Raw genomic sequence first — 15,734 nt, forward strand, 5'->3', positions numbered from 1 at the left:
GGGATAGAAATAACAAATAACCAAATGGACTAACCTGTTTTAGCTATAGTTATTAACGGCAAAACAGATTTAATAACCATATGATATATAAATAGTTATTTGATATTGATTGCGTGAATGCACTGTCAGGATACTCAGCGCCCGTTTAACTAATGATAAAATTCGTATTATAAGGTACCCTACGGCGGTTTTTTGCATTCTTGAGAGTAGATAATGTCCACCACCCTGTTTAAAGATTTCACCTTCGAAGCCACTCACCACCTGCCGCACGTACCAGAAGGGCACAAATGTGGCCGCCTGCATGGCCACTCATTTATGGTGCGTCTTGAAATTACGGGTGAAGTCGATCCCCATACCGGTTGGATTATGGACTTTTCCGAGTTAAAAGCGGCATTTAAGCCGACGTACAATCGCCTTGATCACTACTATTTGAATGATATTCCGGGTCTTGAGAATCCGACCAGTGAAGTACTGGCGAAGTGGATCTGGGATGAGATGAAACCGCTGGTTCCGCTGCTGAGCGCGGTGATGGTAAAAGAGACCTGCACGGCGGGCTGCGTCTATCGCGGCGAGTGATTCAGAGTCATTGCCGGATGGCGGAGCGCCTTATACGGCCTACACGTATCTACAAGCGTAGGCCGGGCAAGCGAAGCGCACCCGGCAAAATTTATCAGGCAATATTCAGATATTTATGCGTTTGCATCGACAGACGCCAGTTACGCGCAATGCAGGTATCAATACACAGGCGCGTGGCATCATCCTTCTGACTGATCGGCTGTAAAGCAATGATGCGCGGCTTATCATCGGTCAACGTCGCCAGCAGTTCATCCAGTGCTTCAATGTCGCGAACACGCCCCACCGGGTGCTTGATTTCATTGGCGCGTTCCAGCGCCTGAGATAACACGTCATAGCCGCCGCGCATATTCACCTTGGGAGAGACAGTCACCCAAGTGTTCGGCGTACAGCGGACTTCATGCGTGCCGCTGGTTTCAATCTGGCAGCTAAAGCCATTCTTTTCCAGCAAGTCGGTCAGCGGCATCAGGTCGTGAATGCAGGGTTCACCACCGGTGATCACCACATGACGGGCGGTATAGCCCTGACGCTGAATCACAGCCAGCAGATCTTCGCTGCTCGCCGCGCCCCATTTATCGCTCTCTTTAGTCTTGGCCAGGATGCTGTAAAGCGAGACTTCCCGATCCTCAAGCTTATCCCAGGTGTGTTTGGTATCGCACCAGGCACAGCCAACCGGGCATCCCTGTAAACGAATAAAAATGGCGGGGACGCCGGTAAAATAACCCTCACCTTGCAGGGTCTGGAACATCTCATTAATCGGGTACTGCATAGTCTTCTCAATGTGGGGATAAACGATAATTATCGCAGATCCCCGCCAAAGTATCATGCCGATCGTTGCTTTACGAGGCGATCGCCGTGACAAAGCGTGCCGTTATTTGTTGCGGACGGGTGATCGCCCCCCCAACCACTACGGTATGCGCGCCTAATGCCAGACAGTGTGCAGCCCGTTCAGGGGTGTCGACATTCCCCTCTGCCACTACCGGCAGGCTGACTGCAGCCAGTACCTCACGTAAAAAACCACAGTCGTTATCCGCGAGCACATGCCCACGCGTCTCTGCCGTGTAGCCATAAAGCGTCGTACCCACGCAGTCAAAACCCAGTCGTTCTGCGGTGACGGCTTCGTCTACGCTGGCGATGTCCGCCATCAACAGCACGGACGGGTAGCATGCGCGAATCTGCATAACCAACGCGTCCAGCGTTTGCCCACCGGGACGTGGGCGCGCAGTCGCATCAAGGGCAATAATTTCCGGCTCAACGGTCATTAACTCATCCACTTCCTTCATAGTAGCGGTGATAAACACGTCGCTACCCGGATAATCACGTTTGATGATGCCAATGATCGGCAGTGCGACGCTTTCTTTAATGGCGCGAATGTCCACGACGCTGTTCGCACGGATACCGACAGCCCCTCCCTGTGCTGCCGCCAATGCCATCCGTGACATGATAAACGGGCTGTGCAGAGGCTCATTTTCCAGCGCCTGACAGGAGACAATTAACTTACCTTTCAGCGTATCCAGTACAGTTTTCATTACGATAAAATCTCTTCAACTTCATTTTTGATAATGGTGACGTGCGGGCCATAAATCACCTGAACACCATTGCCACGAATAATCACGCCACGCGCCCCGGTTGCTTTCAGTGCGGCTTCATCAACCTTGCTGCCATCTTTCACCGTCACGCGTAGTCGCGTGGCGCAACAATCCACCTCTTCCAGATTCTCTTTGCCCCCCAGTCCGGCAACCACTGCTGCGGCACGTTCGCTTTGAGGCAACGCATTTTCTACTAACGTTGCGTTCTCACGGCCCGGCGTCAGCCAGCCAAAGCGGTTGATCAAATAGCGGAAGGTGAAGTAGTACAGGAAGAACCACGGCACGCCCACCATAGGCACGTACATCCAGTTGGTTTTCGCTTCGCCCTGCAATACGCCAAAGAGGATGAAATCGATCAGTCCTCCCGAGAAGGTTTGCCCGATGGTGATATGTAAAATATGGGCAATCATAAATGCCAGGCCATCGAAGAAGGCGTGAATGACATATAACACGGGTGCCACGAACAAGAAGGAGAACTCAATAGGCTCAGTGATGCCGGTCAGGAAGGAAGTCAGCGCAGCAGACAGCAGCAGACCCGCGACAACTTTTTTGTTCTCTGACTTCGCCGTGTGGTACATCGCCAGACATGCCCCAAGCAGACCGAACATCATGGTAATGAAGCGCCCGGACATAAAGCGCGAGGTACCCACATAGAACTGCTGAGTGTTCGGATCGGCAAGCTGAGCGAAGAAAATACGTTGTGTGCCTTCCACTAATTGGCCGTTAACGATTTCACTGCCACCGAGTGCCGTCGTCCAGAATGGCAGATAAAAGATATGATGCAGACCCAGTGGACCAAGCATACGCAGGATAAAACCGTACAACAGCGTGCCCAGATAACCCGTTGCATCAACAAGGCCACCCAGTCCAAATATGAGTTTCTGGAAATGGGGCCAGACCACCGTCATTGCGGCACCGACTGCAATCGCCGCAAGCGAGCTAATGATCGGAACAAAGCGCGAGCCGCTAAAGAAACCCAGAAACTGCGGTAGCGAGACTTTATTAAAGCGACTGTGCAGCGCGCAGGTGACAAGGCCTATCACCACACCACCAAACACACCCGTTTCCAGCGTCTGGATACCCAGCGTCATTCCCTGACCAACAGCACCTGGGTTCTCATGCGCCAGCGTCCCGTTCAGGATCAGCAAAGCGTTGATAGTGGCATTCATCACCAGAAACGCCAGCAGCGCGGCAAGCCCCGCAGTGCCTTTATCCGTCTTCGCCAGGCCCACTGCTACACCAACCGCAAAAAGCACCGACAAGTTGGCGAACACAATGGATCCCGCGCTGGTCATGATAGTGAAGATAGCCTGCAACCAGTCAACATCTAAAAACGGGTAGGCCGTCAACGTATTGGGGTTTGATAATGCACCACCAATACCCAGTAACAGCCCCGCAGCAGGTAATATCGCAATTGGCAGCATAAACGATTTGCCAAACCGCTGTGCCTTTTCAAACCACGCCCCTGACGACGCGCCGCTAAACATATTCATCATTTTTTCATTCCCCTGACAATTGATGAAAATTTTTACCACAAATAGTTTTATAAATGAAAATTATCATCAAAATTCTGGAAGTCGATCATACTTTTTTAAAATGACTGGCATCTCTCCCCCGCTTTCCGCCACACTATCGCCAGAGAAACGTATTAAGGATTTTGCATGCCTGAAAATGAAAACCTGCTGCTGAGACTGCGCCAGGGCGTAGACGGATACAGCCGTACACAGCAGAAGCTGGGTGAGTTTGTGCTGAGCGATCCGGCAAAAGTTGTCTATCTAACGATTACCGAACTGGCGCGCGAAAGCGACACCAGCGAGGCCAGCGTCACGCGTCTGTGCCGCACGCTAGGATGTAAGGGCTATAACGAATTTAAGATGGCGCTTGCGCTTGATCTCCAGCACGGACAGTCGATCGAACACGGCGGCGATGAGATTGACAATGTGGTCAATGAATCCGTGCAGGCCTTGCAGGACACCGCAAAATTACTCGACAGGACATTACTCGAAGCCGCCGCCCTCGCGCTGCACCAGGCCCAGTCGGTACAGATTTATGGCGTGGCGGCCAGTGCGATTCTGGGGGAATATCTGCATTACAAACTGTTGCGTCTGGGCAAGCCCGCACAACTGTTCAGCGACATGCATCGTGCCGCCATGAATGCCACTACGCTTTCCAAAGACTCGCTGGTGGTGGCAATTTCCAGTTCAGGCTCCACTCGCGATCTGCTTCATGTCGTTAAACTTGCGCGTAAGCATGGCGTCCCCGTACTGGCGCTGAGCAACACGCCGCGCAGTCCGCTGGCTTCACTGAGTGATATCCAACTGGTTGCAGCCAAACCCGAAGGACCGCTGAGCGCTGGGGCGCTCAATGCCAAAGTGGGCGTAATGTTATTAGTTGAATTGCTCACCACATCGCTTATCGCGCTGGATGAAAAGTACAGCGATGTGAGTCAGCAAACCGCCAGTGCGACGCTGCCGCTGCTACTTTAAAGACATAAAAAAACCCGCCGAAGCGGGTTTTTACGTTAAGAGCTAAAGAGCAGGATTACGCCTGACCCTTGATCTCTTTACGACCGTTGTACGGCGCTTGTTCACCCAGCGCTTCTTCGATACGAATCAGCTGGTTGTACTTAGCAACGCGGTCAGAACGGCTCATAGAACCGGTTTTGATCTGGCCTGCAGCGGTACCAACAGCCAGGTCAGCGATGGTTGCGTCTTCAGTTTCGCCAGAACGGTGAGAGATGACAGCCGTGTAGCCAGCGTCTTTCGCCATTTTGATCGCAGCCAGAGTTTCGGTCAGAGAACCGATCTGGTTGAATTTGATCAGGATGGAGTTAACGATGCCTTTGTCGATGCCTTCTTTCAGGATCTTGGTGTTGGTTACGAACAGATCGTCACCAACCAGCTGGATTTTGTCGCCCAGTACTTTAGTCTGGTATGCGAAACCGTCCCAGTCAGACTCGTCCAGACCATCTTCGATGGACACGATCGGGTACTGTTTGGTCAGTTCTTCCAGGAAGTGAGTGAATTCTTCGGAGGTGAATGCTTTGTTGCCTTCGCCAGCCAGAACGTATTTACCGTCTTTGTAGAATTCAGATGCTGCACAGTCCATCGCCAGAGTGATGTCTTTGCCCAGCTCGTAGCCTGCTGCTTTAACCGCTTCAGCAATAACAGCCAGAGCTTCTGCGTTGGAACCCAGGTTCGGCGCGTAGCCACCTTCGTCACCAACTGCAGTGTTCATGCCTTTGGCTTTCAGAACTTTAGCCAGATTGTGGAACACTTCAGAACCCATACGTACGGCTTCTTTCAGGGATTTAGCGCCAACCGGCTGAATCATAAATTCCTGGATGTCGACGTTGTTGTCAGCGTGCTCACCACCGTTGATGATGTTCATCATCGGAACCGGCATAGAGAATTTGCCCGGAGTACCGTTCAGTTCTGCGATGTGTGCATACAGCGGCAGGCCTTTAGCAGCAGCTGCTGCTTTGGCGTTCGCCAGGGACACAGCCAGAATGGCGTTTGCACCGAAGTTGGATTTGTTTTCAGTACCGTCCAGATCGATCATGATCTTGTCGATGCCAGCCTGATCTTTAGCATCTTTACCCAGCAGAGCCTGAGCAATTGGGCCGTTTACCGCGCCAACCGCTTTCAGTACGCCTTTACCCATGAAACGGGATTTGTCGCCATCGCGCAGTTCCAGTGCTTCGCGGGAACCAGTAGAAGCACCTGACGGCGCTGCTGCCATACCAACGAAACCACCTTCCAGGTGTACTTCGGCTTCAACAGTCGGGTTACCACGGGAGTCGATGATTTCACGACCGATGATTTTAACGATTTTGGACATTAGGTTTTCCTCAGTACAAGTTAAACTAAAACTCCAGACAAACAATGCACCCGGATGGGTGCATTGCCGTTCTAACTTTTTACTTCTTACTTCGCCTGACGCTTCTGATGTTCACTGGCGGCTTTCACAAAGCCGGCAAACAGCGGGTGCCCATCACGTGGCGTGGAAGTAAATTCCGGGTGGAACTGACAGGCCACGAACCACGGATGATTCGGTACCTCAATGATCTCGACCAACTGATCATCACCGGAGCGGCCTGCAACACGCAGACCCGCAGCTTCAATTTGTTTCAACAGCATATTGTTGACTTCGTAGCGGTGGCGATGGCGTTCAACAATTGTCGGCGTGCCGTACAGCTTACGCACCAGACTCTCGTCGTCCAGCTGACACTGCTGCGCACCAAGGCGCATCGTGCCGCCCAGATCGCTCTTCTCGGTACGGACTTCGACGTTGCCGTCTTCATCACGCCATTCGGTAATCAGGGCCACCACCGGGTACTTACAGTCTGGCACAAATTCCGTGGAGTTGGCGTTGTCCATACCCACGACGTTACGAGCAAACTCAATCAACGCTACCTGCATACCCAGGCAAATGCCCAGATAAGGAATATTGTTCTCACGCGCAAAGCGTGCCGTCGCGATTTTACCTTCAACACCACGGTAGCCGAAGCCGCCTGGGATCAGGATAGCGTCGAGACCTTTCAGGATCTCAACACCGCGCGTTTCAACATCCTGCGAATCGATCAGCTTGATGTTGACGGTGACACGGTTCTTCAGACCACCGTGCTTCAGCGCTTCGATAACTGACTTATAGGCATCCGGCAGCTCAATGTACTTGCCGACCATACCGATAGTCACTTCGCCTGCCGGATTGGCTTCTTCGTAGATAACCTGTTCCCATTCTGACAGATTTGCTTCCGGACAGTTCAAGCTGAATCGTTTACAAATATAATCGTCCAGCCCCTGAGATTTCAACAGGCCTGGAATTTTATAGATAGAATCGACATCTTTCAGAGAAATCACCGCTTTTTCCGGGACGTTACAGAACAATGCAATTTTTGCACGTTCATTAGCCGGAACAGCACGATCGGAGCGGCAAATCAGAATATCTGGCTGAATACCGATAGAAAGCAGCTCTTTTACAGAGTGCTGAGTCGGTTTAGTTTTGACTTCACCTGCCGCTGCCATGTAGGGAACCAGCGTCAGATGCATAAACAGCGTATGTTCGCGGCCAATTTCTACGGCCATCTGGCGAATCGCTTCAAGGAACGGCAGAGATTCGATATCCCCAACGGTTCCGCCGATTTCGACCAGAACAACATCATGACCTTCACCGCCTTCCAGAACGCGTTCTTTGATCGCATTCGTGATGTGCGGGATAACCTGAACGGTTGCGCCCAGATAGTCGCCACGACGTTCTTTACGCAGAACGTCAGAGTAAATACGACCGGTGGTGAAGTTGTTGCGGCGGCTCATTTTGGTGCGGATGAAACGCTCGTAGTGACCCAGGTCCAGATCGGTTTCAGCGCCGTCTTCGGTAACGAACACTTCCCCGTGTTGGATTGGGCTCATAGTACCTGGATCGACGTTGATGTACGGATCCAGTTTCATCATGGTTACATTGAGGCCACGGGCTTCAAGAATGGCTGCCAGGGAGGCTGCGGCAATGCCTTTTCCCAGAGAGGATACGACCCCGCCGGTCACAAAAATATAGTTCGTTGTCATGCTGGACCTGAGAAGTTAGGGTGAAACGATGGAATTACCAAGACGGGAAAGTAGTATACCCGAACATGGCGAGCGCCACAAACTTTCATTATTCCTCCTCTTCACCAGGCTCACATTAACATCGGGAGTGAGAAAATAGCCCCTTTGGGGTAAATGTTTTTGACGTAAATCAATCGCTTGTTATTTAAAAAATCACACAAATCGCCCTTGACCGACGAAACCCCTTAGAGATCAATTTCCTGGCGTTTTACCTGTTGCCAGACTTCTTCCATAGTTTCCAGATCAACACCAGTCATTTCCAGACCGCGTTCAGCAACAATCCGTTCAACTTCACGAAAACGTCGCTCAAATTTTTCGTTCGCTTTCTGTAATGCGGTCTCGGCTTTTGTGCCTAAATGGCGGGCCATATTGACCGTGGCAAACAGCAGGTCGCCCATTTCCTCCTCCAGTTTAGCCTGGTCGACGACGGCCTGCTTCGCTTCGAACATGACTTCGTCGATCTCTTCATAAACCTTGTCGACCACCGGTCCTAACGTCTTCCAGTCAAAACCAACATTTGAGCAGCGTTTCTGGATTTTTTGAGCGCGCATCAGCGCCGGTAAACTACGGGGAATATCGTCCAATGCGGAATGTTGGGCTTTCTGCGCACGTTCTTCGCTTTTAATTTGCTCCCAACGGGTTAACACCTCAGTGCTGTTGCTGGCGGAAACATCGGCAAAAACATGCGGATGACGGCGTTCAAGTTTATCGCTGATGGCCGCACAAATATCATCAAAATTAAAGCGCCCTTCTTCCTGTGCCATCTGCGCGTAAAACACCACCTGGAACAGTAAATCCCCCAACTCTCCGCGCAGATCGTCGAAGTCTTCACGCGCAATAGCATCGAGCACTTCATAGGTTTCTTCGAGGGTATAGGGGGCGATGGTGGCGAAAGTCTGCTCTTTATCCCACGGACAGCCGTTTTCCGGGTCGCGCAGGCGCTGCATAATACCGAGCAGTCGGTCGATTTGATTCATTACAAGATCCTGAAAACGTAGGCCCGATAAGCAAAGCGCCATCGGGCATGGTGATATTGCCGGATGGCGGCACGCCTTATCCGGCCTACAAATGATTAATTACCGTGCAGACGACGTGCGTCGATCACATCCGGCACCTGATTGAGCTTGCCAAGTACGCGCCCGAGCACCTGCAGGTTATAGATTTCGATGGTCATGTCGATGGTGGCAAGCTGCTGTTTGGTATCGCTACGACTGGCAACCCCCAGCACGTTCACCTTCTCATTGGCGAGGATGGTGGTGATATCGCGCAATAAACCGCTACGATCGTTCGCCTGGACGCGGACCACCAGCGAATACCCCGCCGAGTAGCTTTCGCCCCAAACCGCATCGACGATACGCTCCGGCGCATGAGAACGCAGTTCTACCAACTGTTCGCAATCCGCCCGGTGCACGGATATACCGCGCCCCTGGGTGATGAACCCCACAATCTCATCGCCAGGAATCGGCTGGCAGCAGCGTGCGATGTGGTGCATCAGGTTACCTACCCCTTCAACCACCACGCGACCATCATCTTTACGGCGGTTTTGTGGCGCATGCGTTTTCTGCTGCAACTGCTTCAGCGCGGCGGCATCCTGCTCGGCGGCGCTCGGCTTGTTAAACTGCGATTGCAGGAAGTTCACCATCTGGTTAAGACGGATATCCCCACCGCCAATCGCCGCCAGCAGCTCTTCCAGCTCGTTAAAGTTGTAGCGCGGCAGCAGATGCTTTTCGGCTTCTTTCAGACTAATGCCTAAGTGCGCCAGTTCATCATCAAGGATTTGTCTGCCCGCGAGGATATTCTTGTCGCGATCCTGCTTGCGGAACCAGGCATGGATCTTGGAGCGCCCACGGCTGGTGGTCACGTACCCGAGGTTAGGGTTCAGCCAATCGCGACTTGGGTTTGGCTGCTTCTGGGTGATGATTTCAATTTGATCGCCCATCTGCAACTGGTAGGTAAACGGCACAATACGCCCACCAATTTTGGCACCAATACAGCGATGACCGACATCACTATGGATATGGTAAGCAAAATCAAGCGGCGTCGAGCCCGCCGGTAAGTCCACCACATCGCCTTTTGGCGTAAAGACGTAAACTCTGTCATCAAAGACCTGGCTACGCACTTCATCGAGCATCTCACCGGAGTCTGCCATCTCTTCCTGCCAGGCGATCAGCTTACGCAGCCAGGCAATTCGGTCTTCATGACCCGAACGCGCTGCACCTGAAGCGGTACCTTCTTTGTACTTCCAGTGCGCCGCGACACCCAGTTCGGCATCCTCGTGCATCTGTTTAGTGCGGATCTGGATTTCGATGGTTTTACCACCCGGCCCCAACACAACCGTATGGATTGATTGATAACCGTTGGGTTTGGGATTCGCGACGTAATCATCGAACTCGTCCGGCAGATGCCGATAGTGAGTATGTACTATCCCCAGTGCGGCATAGCAATCCTGTAACCGCTCGGCGACGATGCGCACGGCGCGCACATCGAACAGTTCATCAAAAGCCAGCTGCTTTTTCTGCATTTTGCGCCAGATGCTGTAGATGTGTTTCGGACGACCGTACACCTCGGCCTTCACGCCTTCGATTTTCATCTCTGAACGCAGGTGACCGACGAACTCATCAATGTAGTGTTCTCTGTCGATACGACGTTCGTGCAACAGCTTGGCGATTCGCTTGTATTCGTCCGGATGCAGGTAGCGGAAGCAGTAATCTTCCAGCTCCCATTTTAACTGCCCGATACCTAATCGATTGGCCAGCGGCGCATAAATATTGGTGCACTCTTTTGCCGCCAGTACACGTTCGTCTTCTGGTGCGTCCTTGACTTCGCGCAGGTGCGCGATACGCTCCGCCAATTTAATGACCACACAGCGGAAGTCGTCGACCATGGCCAGCAGCATGCGACGGACATTATCAACCTGTTCGGAAGAGACCGAATCGGTATGCGTGGCTTTCAGCTGACGTATCGCCGCCATATCACGCACGCCATGGATAAGATTGACGATTGACTTCCCCGCGTTCTCGCTCAGGATGTCTTCGCTGACCACGTTGGCATCCGCCAGAGGGAAAAGCATAGCGGCTCGCAGCGTGTCCATATCCATACTCAGCATAGAGAGAATTTCTACCATCTCCACGCCGCGCCACAACAGCAACTCCGCATCCGGATGCCCCTGTGTCTGCTGCAGGCAATACGCCCAGGTTTCGGCTAAGCGTTCACACGACTGCTGGCTGGTGATCCCCAGACTGGCGATCCATTTTTTGGGATCAAACTCACCAGCTTTATTAATATGTGCACTTCTTACCGCAACCATCGTCCTCTCCTTAAGGGGCCTGGCCTGTCGAAGTCGACAAGCCGTACCCATTGGGTTTCAGGCTACTGCGCGCCGAAATCCAGTGGGTATAAGATTCATTACCTATGCTCAAACAGGACCATTGACTCCAGGTGTCCGGTGTGCGGGAACATATCGAGCATCGCCAGTCGCTGAATGGTGTATCCCGCGTTGAGTAACGCTTCGCTGTCACGAGCCAGCGTAGCAGGATTACAGGATACATAAACAGCGCGACCCGGTTTTAATTTTATAATATGTTGCATCACGCCTGCAGCACCTGCACGCGCGGGATCGAGTAAAACTTTGTCAAATCCGTTCTTTGCCCACGGCTGCCGGGTGACATCCTCCTCAAGATTCTCATGAAAGAATGTCACATTGTGTAATCCGTTATTCAGGGCGTTCTCGCGGCCTTTATCCACCAGCGCAGGCACGCCTTCAACGCCCACCACGCTTGCCGCACGGGTTGCTAGCGGCAGCGTGAAGTTACCCATGCCGCAAAACAGATCGAGCACCCGATCTTCAGGTTGTACATCCAGCCATTCCAGCGCTCGGGCAACCATCTGTTGATTTACCCCAGCATTCACCTGGATAAAATCACGCGGGCTGAAGGTTAAACGTAGCCCATTTGAGTCATACCAGGGTGATTCTCCTGAAACGCATTCCAGTATCTCGCTTTGCGGGGCCAGAAACAAAGACAGTCCCTGAGAATGCGAAAAGTATTCCAGTTTTTCTTTATCAGCAGTATTTAGCGGCGACGTATGGCGCAAAATCATCACCGCACCGTTGCCAGCCTGCACTAATTCAACATGGCCAAGATGGCGTAACCCTTGCAGACTTTCCAGGCATGCCCTGATATCGGGCAGCAGCGCCTCAAGTTGGGGCACCAAAACGGGGCACTGCTTCACGTCGATAATGTCACTGGAACCAGATTTACGAAACCCCATCTGCAACTGCTTTTCTTTCGCCCGATAGTTCAGGCTTAAACGCGCACGACGGCGATAGCCCCATGGCGTGTCGGCAATAACCTCTGACACTTCACATTTCATTAAGCGTGACAGCGCCGCGCTTTTGCTACGTTGCTGTAAAGAAATGCTGGCATGCTGCTGCTGGCAGCCACCACATACGCCAAAGTGTGGGCAACGTGGCACTTCACGGTCTGGGCTGTCGTTTAAACGACGTTTGACTTGCGCGCGGGCGAACTGTTTTTTATCTTCGGTGATTGCCACCTCGGCGCTTTCCTGGGGCAGTAATTCCGGTATAAACAGGGTCTTCCCGTTATGGCGAGCGACGCCCTGACCAAAAGGATCGAGGTCATTGACGGTAACGGTTATGATCTGACGCGTCGTCACGCGTCGTTTTGCAGAGTAGAATTGCGCCATCGACGAGAGTTTTCTCTATTTAACAGTGTGACCCTAATTGTCCCATAACGGAACTCCATGACCAACTACAGCCTGCGCGCTCGCATGATGATTCTGATCCTGGCACCGACCGTCCTGATAGGTTTGCTGCTCAGTATCTTTTTTGTTGTGCATCGCTATAACGACTTGCAGCGTCAACTGGAAGATGCTGGTGCCAGCATCATTGAGCCACTCGCAGTCTCCAGCGAATATGGCATGAACCTACAAAATCGGGAGTCTATCGGCCAGCTTATTAGCGTGCTGCACCGTCGCCATTCCGAAATTGTGCGGGCGATTTCGGTCTATGATGAAAATAATCGGCTGTTCGTCACGTCAAATTTCCATCTCGATCCATCAGAAATGCAGCTGCCTGCCGGTGCGCCGTTTCCCCGAAAACTGAGCGTCATCCGCCAGGGGGATATCATGATCCTGCGCACCCCGATTATATCGGAAAGTTATTCTCCGGATGAGTCTGCGGTCAGCGACGCGAAAAACACAAAAAATATGCTGGGGTACGTGGCGCTTGAGTTAGATCTTAAATCGGTGCGGCTACAGCAGTACAAAGAAATCTTTATTTCAACCGTGATGATGCTGTTTTGCATCGGTATTGCGTTAATTTTTGGCTGGCGTCTGATGCGCGACGTGACCGGCCCTATCCGCAACATGGTGAATACCGTTGACCGGATACGACGAGGGCAGCTCGACAGTCGAGTAGAAGGCTTCATGCTGGGCGAGCTGGATATGCTGAAAAACGGCATCAACTCGATGGCGATGTCGCTGGCGGCCTACCATGAAGAGATGCAGCACAATATCGATCAGGCCACGTCTGACCTACGCGAAACGCTGGAGCAGATGGAGATCCAGAACGTTGAGCTGGATCTGGCGAAGAAACGCGCCCAGGAAGCGGCGCGTATCAAATCCGAGTTTCTGGCAAACATGTCGCATGAGCTGCGTACGCCGCTCAATGGCGTGATTGGCTTTACCCGCCTGACGCTGAAAACCGAGTTGAACACCACCCAGCGCGATCACCTGAATACCATTGAACGCTCCGCCAACAATTTGCTGGCCATCATCAACGACGTGCTCGACTTCTCCAAACTGGAAGCAGGCAAGTTGATTCTGGAAAGTATCCCGTTCCCGCTACGCAGCACGCTGGACGATGTGGTGACGCTGTTGGCGCACTCCTCCCATGATAAAGGGCTGGAGCTAACGCTCAATATTAAGAACGACGTGCCAGACAATGTGATTGGCGATCCACTGCGTTTGCAGCAGGTCATCACCAATCTGGTCGGCAATGCCATCAAATTTACCGAGAGCGGCAATATCGATATTCTGGTGGAGAAACGCGCCCTCAGTAACACCAAAGTGCAGATTGAAGTGCAAATCCGCGATACCGGTATCGGCATTCCGGAACGCGATCAGTCGCGCCTGTTCCAGGCCTTCCGCCAGGCGGATGCCAGTATTTCGCGACGCCACGGCGGCACCGGGCTGGGCCTGGTGATTACGCAAAGACTGGTCAACGAAATGGGCGGGGATATCTCCTTCCACAGTCAGCCCAATCGTGGATCAACCTTCTGGTTCCACATCAGCCTTGACCTCAATCCTAACGTACTCAGTGAACGCTCACCTACCCGCTGTCTGGCCGGGAAACGACTAGCCTACGTAGAACCCAACGCCAATGCGGCACAATGTACGCTGGATATCCTGAGTGAAACGCCGCTGGAGGTAATTTATAGCCCGTCATTCTCCGCGTTGCCGGCAGAACACTACGATATTCTGCTGCTTGGCGTACCGGTGACGCTGCGCGAACCGCTCACCATGCAACATGAACGGCTGGCAAGCGCCCGGGCAATGACCGACTTCTTGTTACTGGCGCTGCCTTGCCATGCGCAAATTAACGCTGAGAAATTAAAACAAGGCGGCGCTGCGGCGTGTCTGTTAAAACCGCTCACGTCAACCCGCCTGCTGCCTGCCCTGACGGAGTATTGTCATCTGAACCAAAGCAACGAGCCGTTGCTGGTCGACGAGAGCAAAATTGCGATGACCGTCATGGCGGTAGATGACAACCCGGCGAATCTCAAACTGATCGGCGCATTACTGGAGGATAAGGTACGCCACGTCGAACTTTGCGACAGCGGGCATCAGGCGGTGGATCGCGCCAAACAGATGCAGTTTGATCTGATTTTGATGGATATTCAGATGCCGGATATGGACGGTATTCGCGCCTGTGAACTAATCCATCAACTCCCTCATCAACAGCAGACGCCGGTGATTGCGGTTACCGCGCACGCCATGGCCGGGCAAAAAGAGAAACTCCTCAGCGCCGGGATGACTGACTATCTGGCAAAACCGATTGAAGAAGAGAAGCTGCACAATCTGCTGCTGCGCTACAAACCTGGTACGGGTACAGCCATCCGGGCTATTGCCACAGAGCCTCTTGAGCCGGTGGTCAACCCGAACACGACGCTCGACTGGCAGCTGGCGTTGCGGCAAGCCGCCGGAAAAAATAATCTGGCGCGCGATATGCTGCAAATGCTGATCGATTTTCTGCCGGAGGTGCGTAATAAAATCGAGGAACAGCTGGTCGGTGAAAACCCGGAAGGGCTGGTCGATTTGATCCACAAACTGCACGGTAGTTGCGGCTACAGCGGCGTTCCACGCATGAAGAACCTGTGCCAGCTCATCGAACAACAACTGCGCAGTGGAACCCAGGAAGAAGATCTAGAGCCTGAGTTTTTAGAGCTGCTTGATGAGATGGACAACGTGGCACGCGAAGCGAAACGGATATTGGGGTGATGTTCGCCGGATGCGGCGTAAACGCCTCATCCGGCCTACAACTCAGCGTAACTGCAGCCCTGCATTGAGGGTTGCAGCCACGTTGCGTGCCGTCATGCGGACATTTTCTTTCGCATTCTTCAGCGCATCTTCCAGCGTACAGATGGTATAAATCACGCTAAAAACAGCATCAATACCATGGTCATGCACAATGCCCACATCCGGGGTCAGGCTGCCGGCAATACCGATAACCGGTTTGTTATAACGCTTCGCAACGTTCGCTACACCAACGGGGACTTTGCCATGTATGGTCTGGCTGTCGATACGCCCTTCACCGGTCACCACTAAATCGGCATCTGCGACCCAGGCATCAAGATGTAACGCATCGGTCACGATCTCAATACCGCTACGCAACTGTGCGCCGCAAAATGCATACAGTGCCGCGCCCATGCCCCCGGCGGCACCGCCGCCA

At 52.7% G+C, this 15,734-nt stretch carries 12 protein-coding genes; 3 read left to right on the plus strand and 9 right to left on the minus strand.

Annotation, left to right across the window (positions count from 1 at the left end):
* Positions 1–213 precede the first annotated feature (213 nt).
* Positions 214–576 carry a 6-carboxytetrahydropterin synthase QueD gene (queD, locus tag FDX01_RS18620; RefSeq protein WP_137400258.1) on the plus strand — a complete coding sequence of 121 codons (363 nt, stop codon included), beginning with the start codon at positions 214–216 and terminating at the stop codon, positions 574–576.
* Between the two features lie 94 nt (positions 577–670).
* On the opposite strand, the gene queE is transcribed toward queD, so the two are convergent.
* The 3 genes from queE to FDX01_RS18635 form a co-directional block, all read right to left on the minus strand.
* Positions 671–1,342, minus strand: coding sequence for a 7-carboxy-7-deazaguanine synthase QueE (gene queE, locus FDX01_RS18625; RefSeq protein WP_137400259.1), 672 nt, complete (start codon positions 1,340–1,342; stop codon positions 671–673).
* A 70-nt stretch (positions 1,343–1,412) separates the two neighbouring features.
* Positions 1,413–2,102, minus strand: a complete 690-nt coding sequence (locus FDX01_RS18630) for an N-acetylmannosamine-6-phosphate 2-epimerase (RefSeq protein WP_137400260.1) — start codon at positions 2,100–2,102, stop codon at positions 1,413–1,415.
* Positions 2,102–3,658 (minus strand): PTS transporter subunit EIIC, encoded by a 1,557-nt coding sequence (locus tag FDX01_RS18635; RefSeq protein WP_137400261.1) that lies wholly within the window; start codon positions 3,656–3,658, stop codon positions 2,102–2,104. The genes FDX01_RS18630 and FDX01_RS18635 overlap by 1 nt, the downstream gene beginning before the upstream one ends.
* A gap of 165 nt (positions 3,659–3,823) precedes the next feature.
* On the opposite strand from FDX01_RS18635, the gene FDX01_RS18640 reads away from it, so the two are divergent.
* On the plus strand, positions 3,824–4,648 hold the full coding sequence (locus FDX01_RS18640) for a MurR/RpiR family transcriptional regulator (RefSeq protein WP_117343142.1): 825 nt from the start codon (positions 3,824–3,826) through the stop codon (positions 4,646–4,648).
* Between the two features lie 55 nt (positions 4,649–4,703).
* On the opposite strand, the gene eno is transcribed toward FDX01_RS18640, so the two are convergent.
* The 5 genes from eno to rlmD form a co-directional block, all read right to left on the minus strand.
* Positions 4,704–6,002, minus strand: a complete 1,299-nt coding sequence (gene eno, locus FDX01_RS18645; RefSeq protein WP_115257599.1) for a phosphopyruvate hydratase — start codon at positions 6,000–6,002, stop codon at positions 4,704–4,706.
* Positions 6,003–6,088: 86 nt separating this feature from the next.
* Positions 6,089–7,726: a glutamine hydrolyzing CTP synthase gene (pyrG, locus tag FDX01_RS18650; protein WP_096755904.1), complete on the minus strand. Its 1,638-nt coding sequence runs from the start codon at positions 7,724–7,726 to the stop codon at positions 6,089–6,091.
* Between the two features lie 224 nt (positions 7,727–7,950).
* Positions 7,951–8,742 carry a nucleoside triphosphate pyrophosphohydrolase gene (gene mazG / locus FDX01_RS18655; protein ID WP_117343141.1) on the minus strand — a complete coding sequence of 264 codons (792 nt, stop codon included), beginning with the start codon at positions 8,740–8,742 and terminating at the stop codon, positions 7,951–7,953.
* A gap of 95 nt (positions 8,743–8,837) precedes the next feature.
* Positions 8,838–11,072 carry a GTP diphosphokinase gene (relA, locus tag FDX01_RS18660; protein ID WP_115257597.1) on the minus strand — a complete coding sequence of 745 codons (2,235 nt, stop codon included), beginning with the start codon at positions 11,070–11,072 and terminating at the stop codon, positions 8,838–8,840.
* A gap of 98 nt (positions 11,073–11,170) precedes the next feature.
* Entirely contained in the window at positions 11,171–12,469 is a 1,299-nt protein-coding gene (rlmD, locus tag FDX01_RS18665; protein ID WP_137400262.1) for a 23S rRNA (uracil(1939)-C(5))-methyltransferase RlmD, read from the minus strand.
* 57 nt (positions 12,470–12,526) lie between these two features.
* On the opposite strand from rlmD, the gene barA reads away from it, so the two are divergent.
* Positions 12,527–15,283: a two-component sensor histidine kinase BarA gene (gene barA, locus FDX01_RS18670; RefSeq protein ID WP_137400263.1), complete on the plus strand. Its 2,757-nt coding sequence runs from the start codon at positions 12,527–12,529 to the stop codon at positions 15,281–15,283.
* A 42-nt stretch (positions 15,284–15,325) separates the two neighbouring features.
* Here barA and FDX01_RS23995 read toward each other — a convergent pair.
* A partial coding sequence (locus FDX01_RS23995) for a glycerate kinase (RefSeq protein ID WP_249361020.1) occupies positions 15,326–15,734 on the minus strand: 409 nt, incomplete at its 5' end.

Origin of the sequence: Citrobacter sp. wls613, assembly GCF_005281195.1 — a bacterium.
Classification (GTDB): domain Bacteria; phylum Pseudomonadota; class Gammaproteobacteria; order Enterobacterales; family Enterobacteriaceae; genus Citrobacter; species Citrobacter gillenii.

Excerpts from the sequence above, each read along its gene's own strand:
- rlmD (WP_137400262.1), bottom strand. The coding sequence starts at position 12,469 with ATGGCGCAATTCTACTCTGCAAAACGACGCGTGACGACGCGTCAGATC.
- FDX01_RS18640 (WP_117343142.1), top strand. The coding sequence starts at position 3,824 with ATGCCTGAAAATGAAAACCTGCTGCTGAGACTGCGCCAGGGCGTAGAC.
- FDX01_RS18635 (WP_137400261.1), bottom strand. The coding sequence starts at position 3,658 with ATGATGAATATGTTTAGCGGCGCGTCGTCAGGGGCGTGGTTTGAAAAG.
- FDX01_RS18630 (WP_137400260.1), bottom strand. The coding sequence starts at position 2,102 with ATGAAAACTGTACTGGATACGCTGAAAGGTAAGTTAATTGTCTCCTGT.
- mazG (WP_117343141.1), bottom strand. The coding sequence starts at position 8,742 with ATGAATCAAATCGACCGACTGCTCGGTATTATGCAGCGCCTGCGCGAC.
- queD (WP_137400258.1), top strand. The coding sequence starts at position 214 with ATGTCCACCACCCTGTTTAAAGATTTCACCTTCGAAGCCACTCACCAC.
- pyrG (WP_096755904.1), bottom strand. The coding sequence starts at position 7,726 with ATGACAACGAACTATATTTTTGTGACCGGCGGGGTCGTATCCTCTCTG.
- barA (WP_137400263.1), top strand. The coding sequence starts at position 12,527 with ATGACCAACTACAGCCTGCGCGCTCGCATGATGATTCTGATCCTGGCA.
- eno (WP_115257599.1), bottom strand. The coding sequence starts at position 6,002 with ATGTCCAAAATCGTTAAAATCATCGGTCGTGAAATCATCGACTCCCGT.
- queE (WP_137400259.1), bottom strand. The coding sequence starts at position 1,342 with ATGCAGTACCCGATTAATGAGATGTTCCAGACCCTGCAAGGTGAGGGT.
- relA (WP_115257597.1), bottom strand. The coding sequence starts at position 11,072 with ATGGTTGCGGTAAGAAGTGCACATATTAATAAAGCTGGTGAGTTTGAT.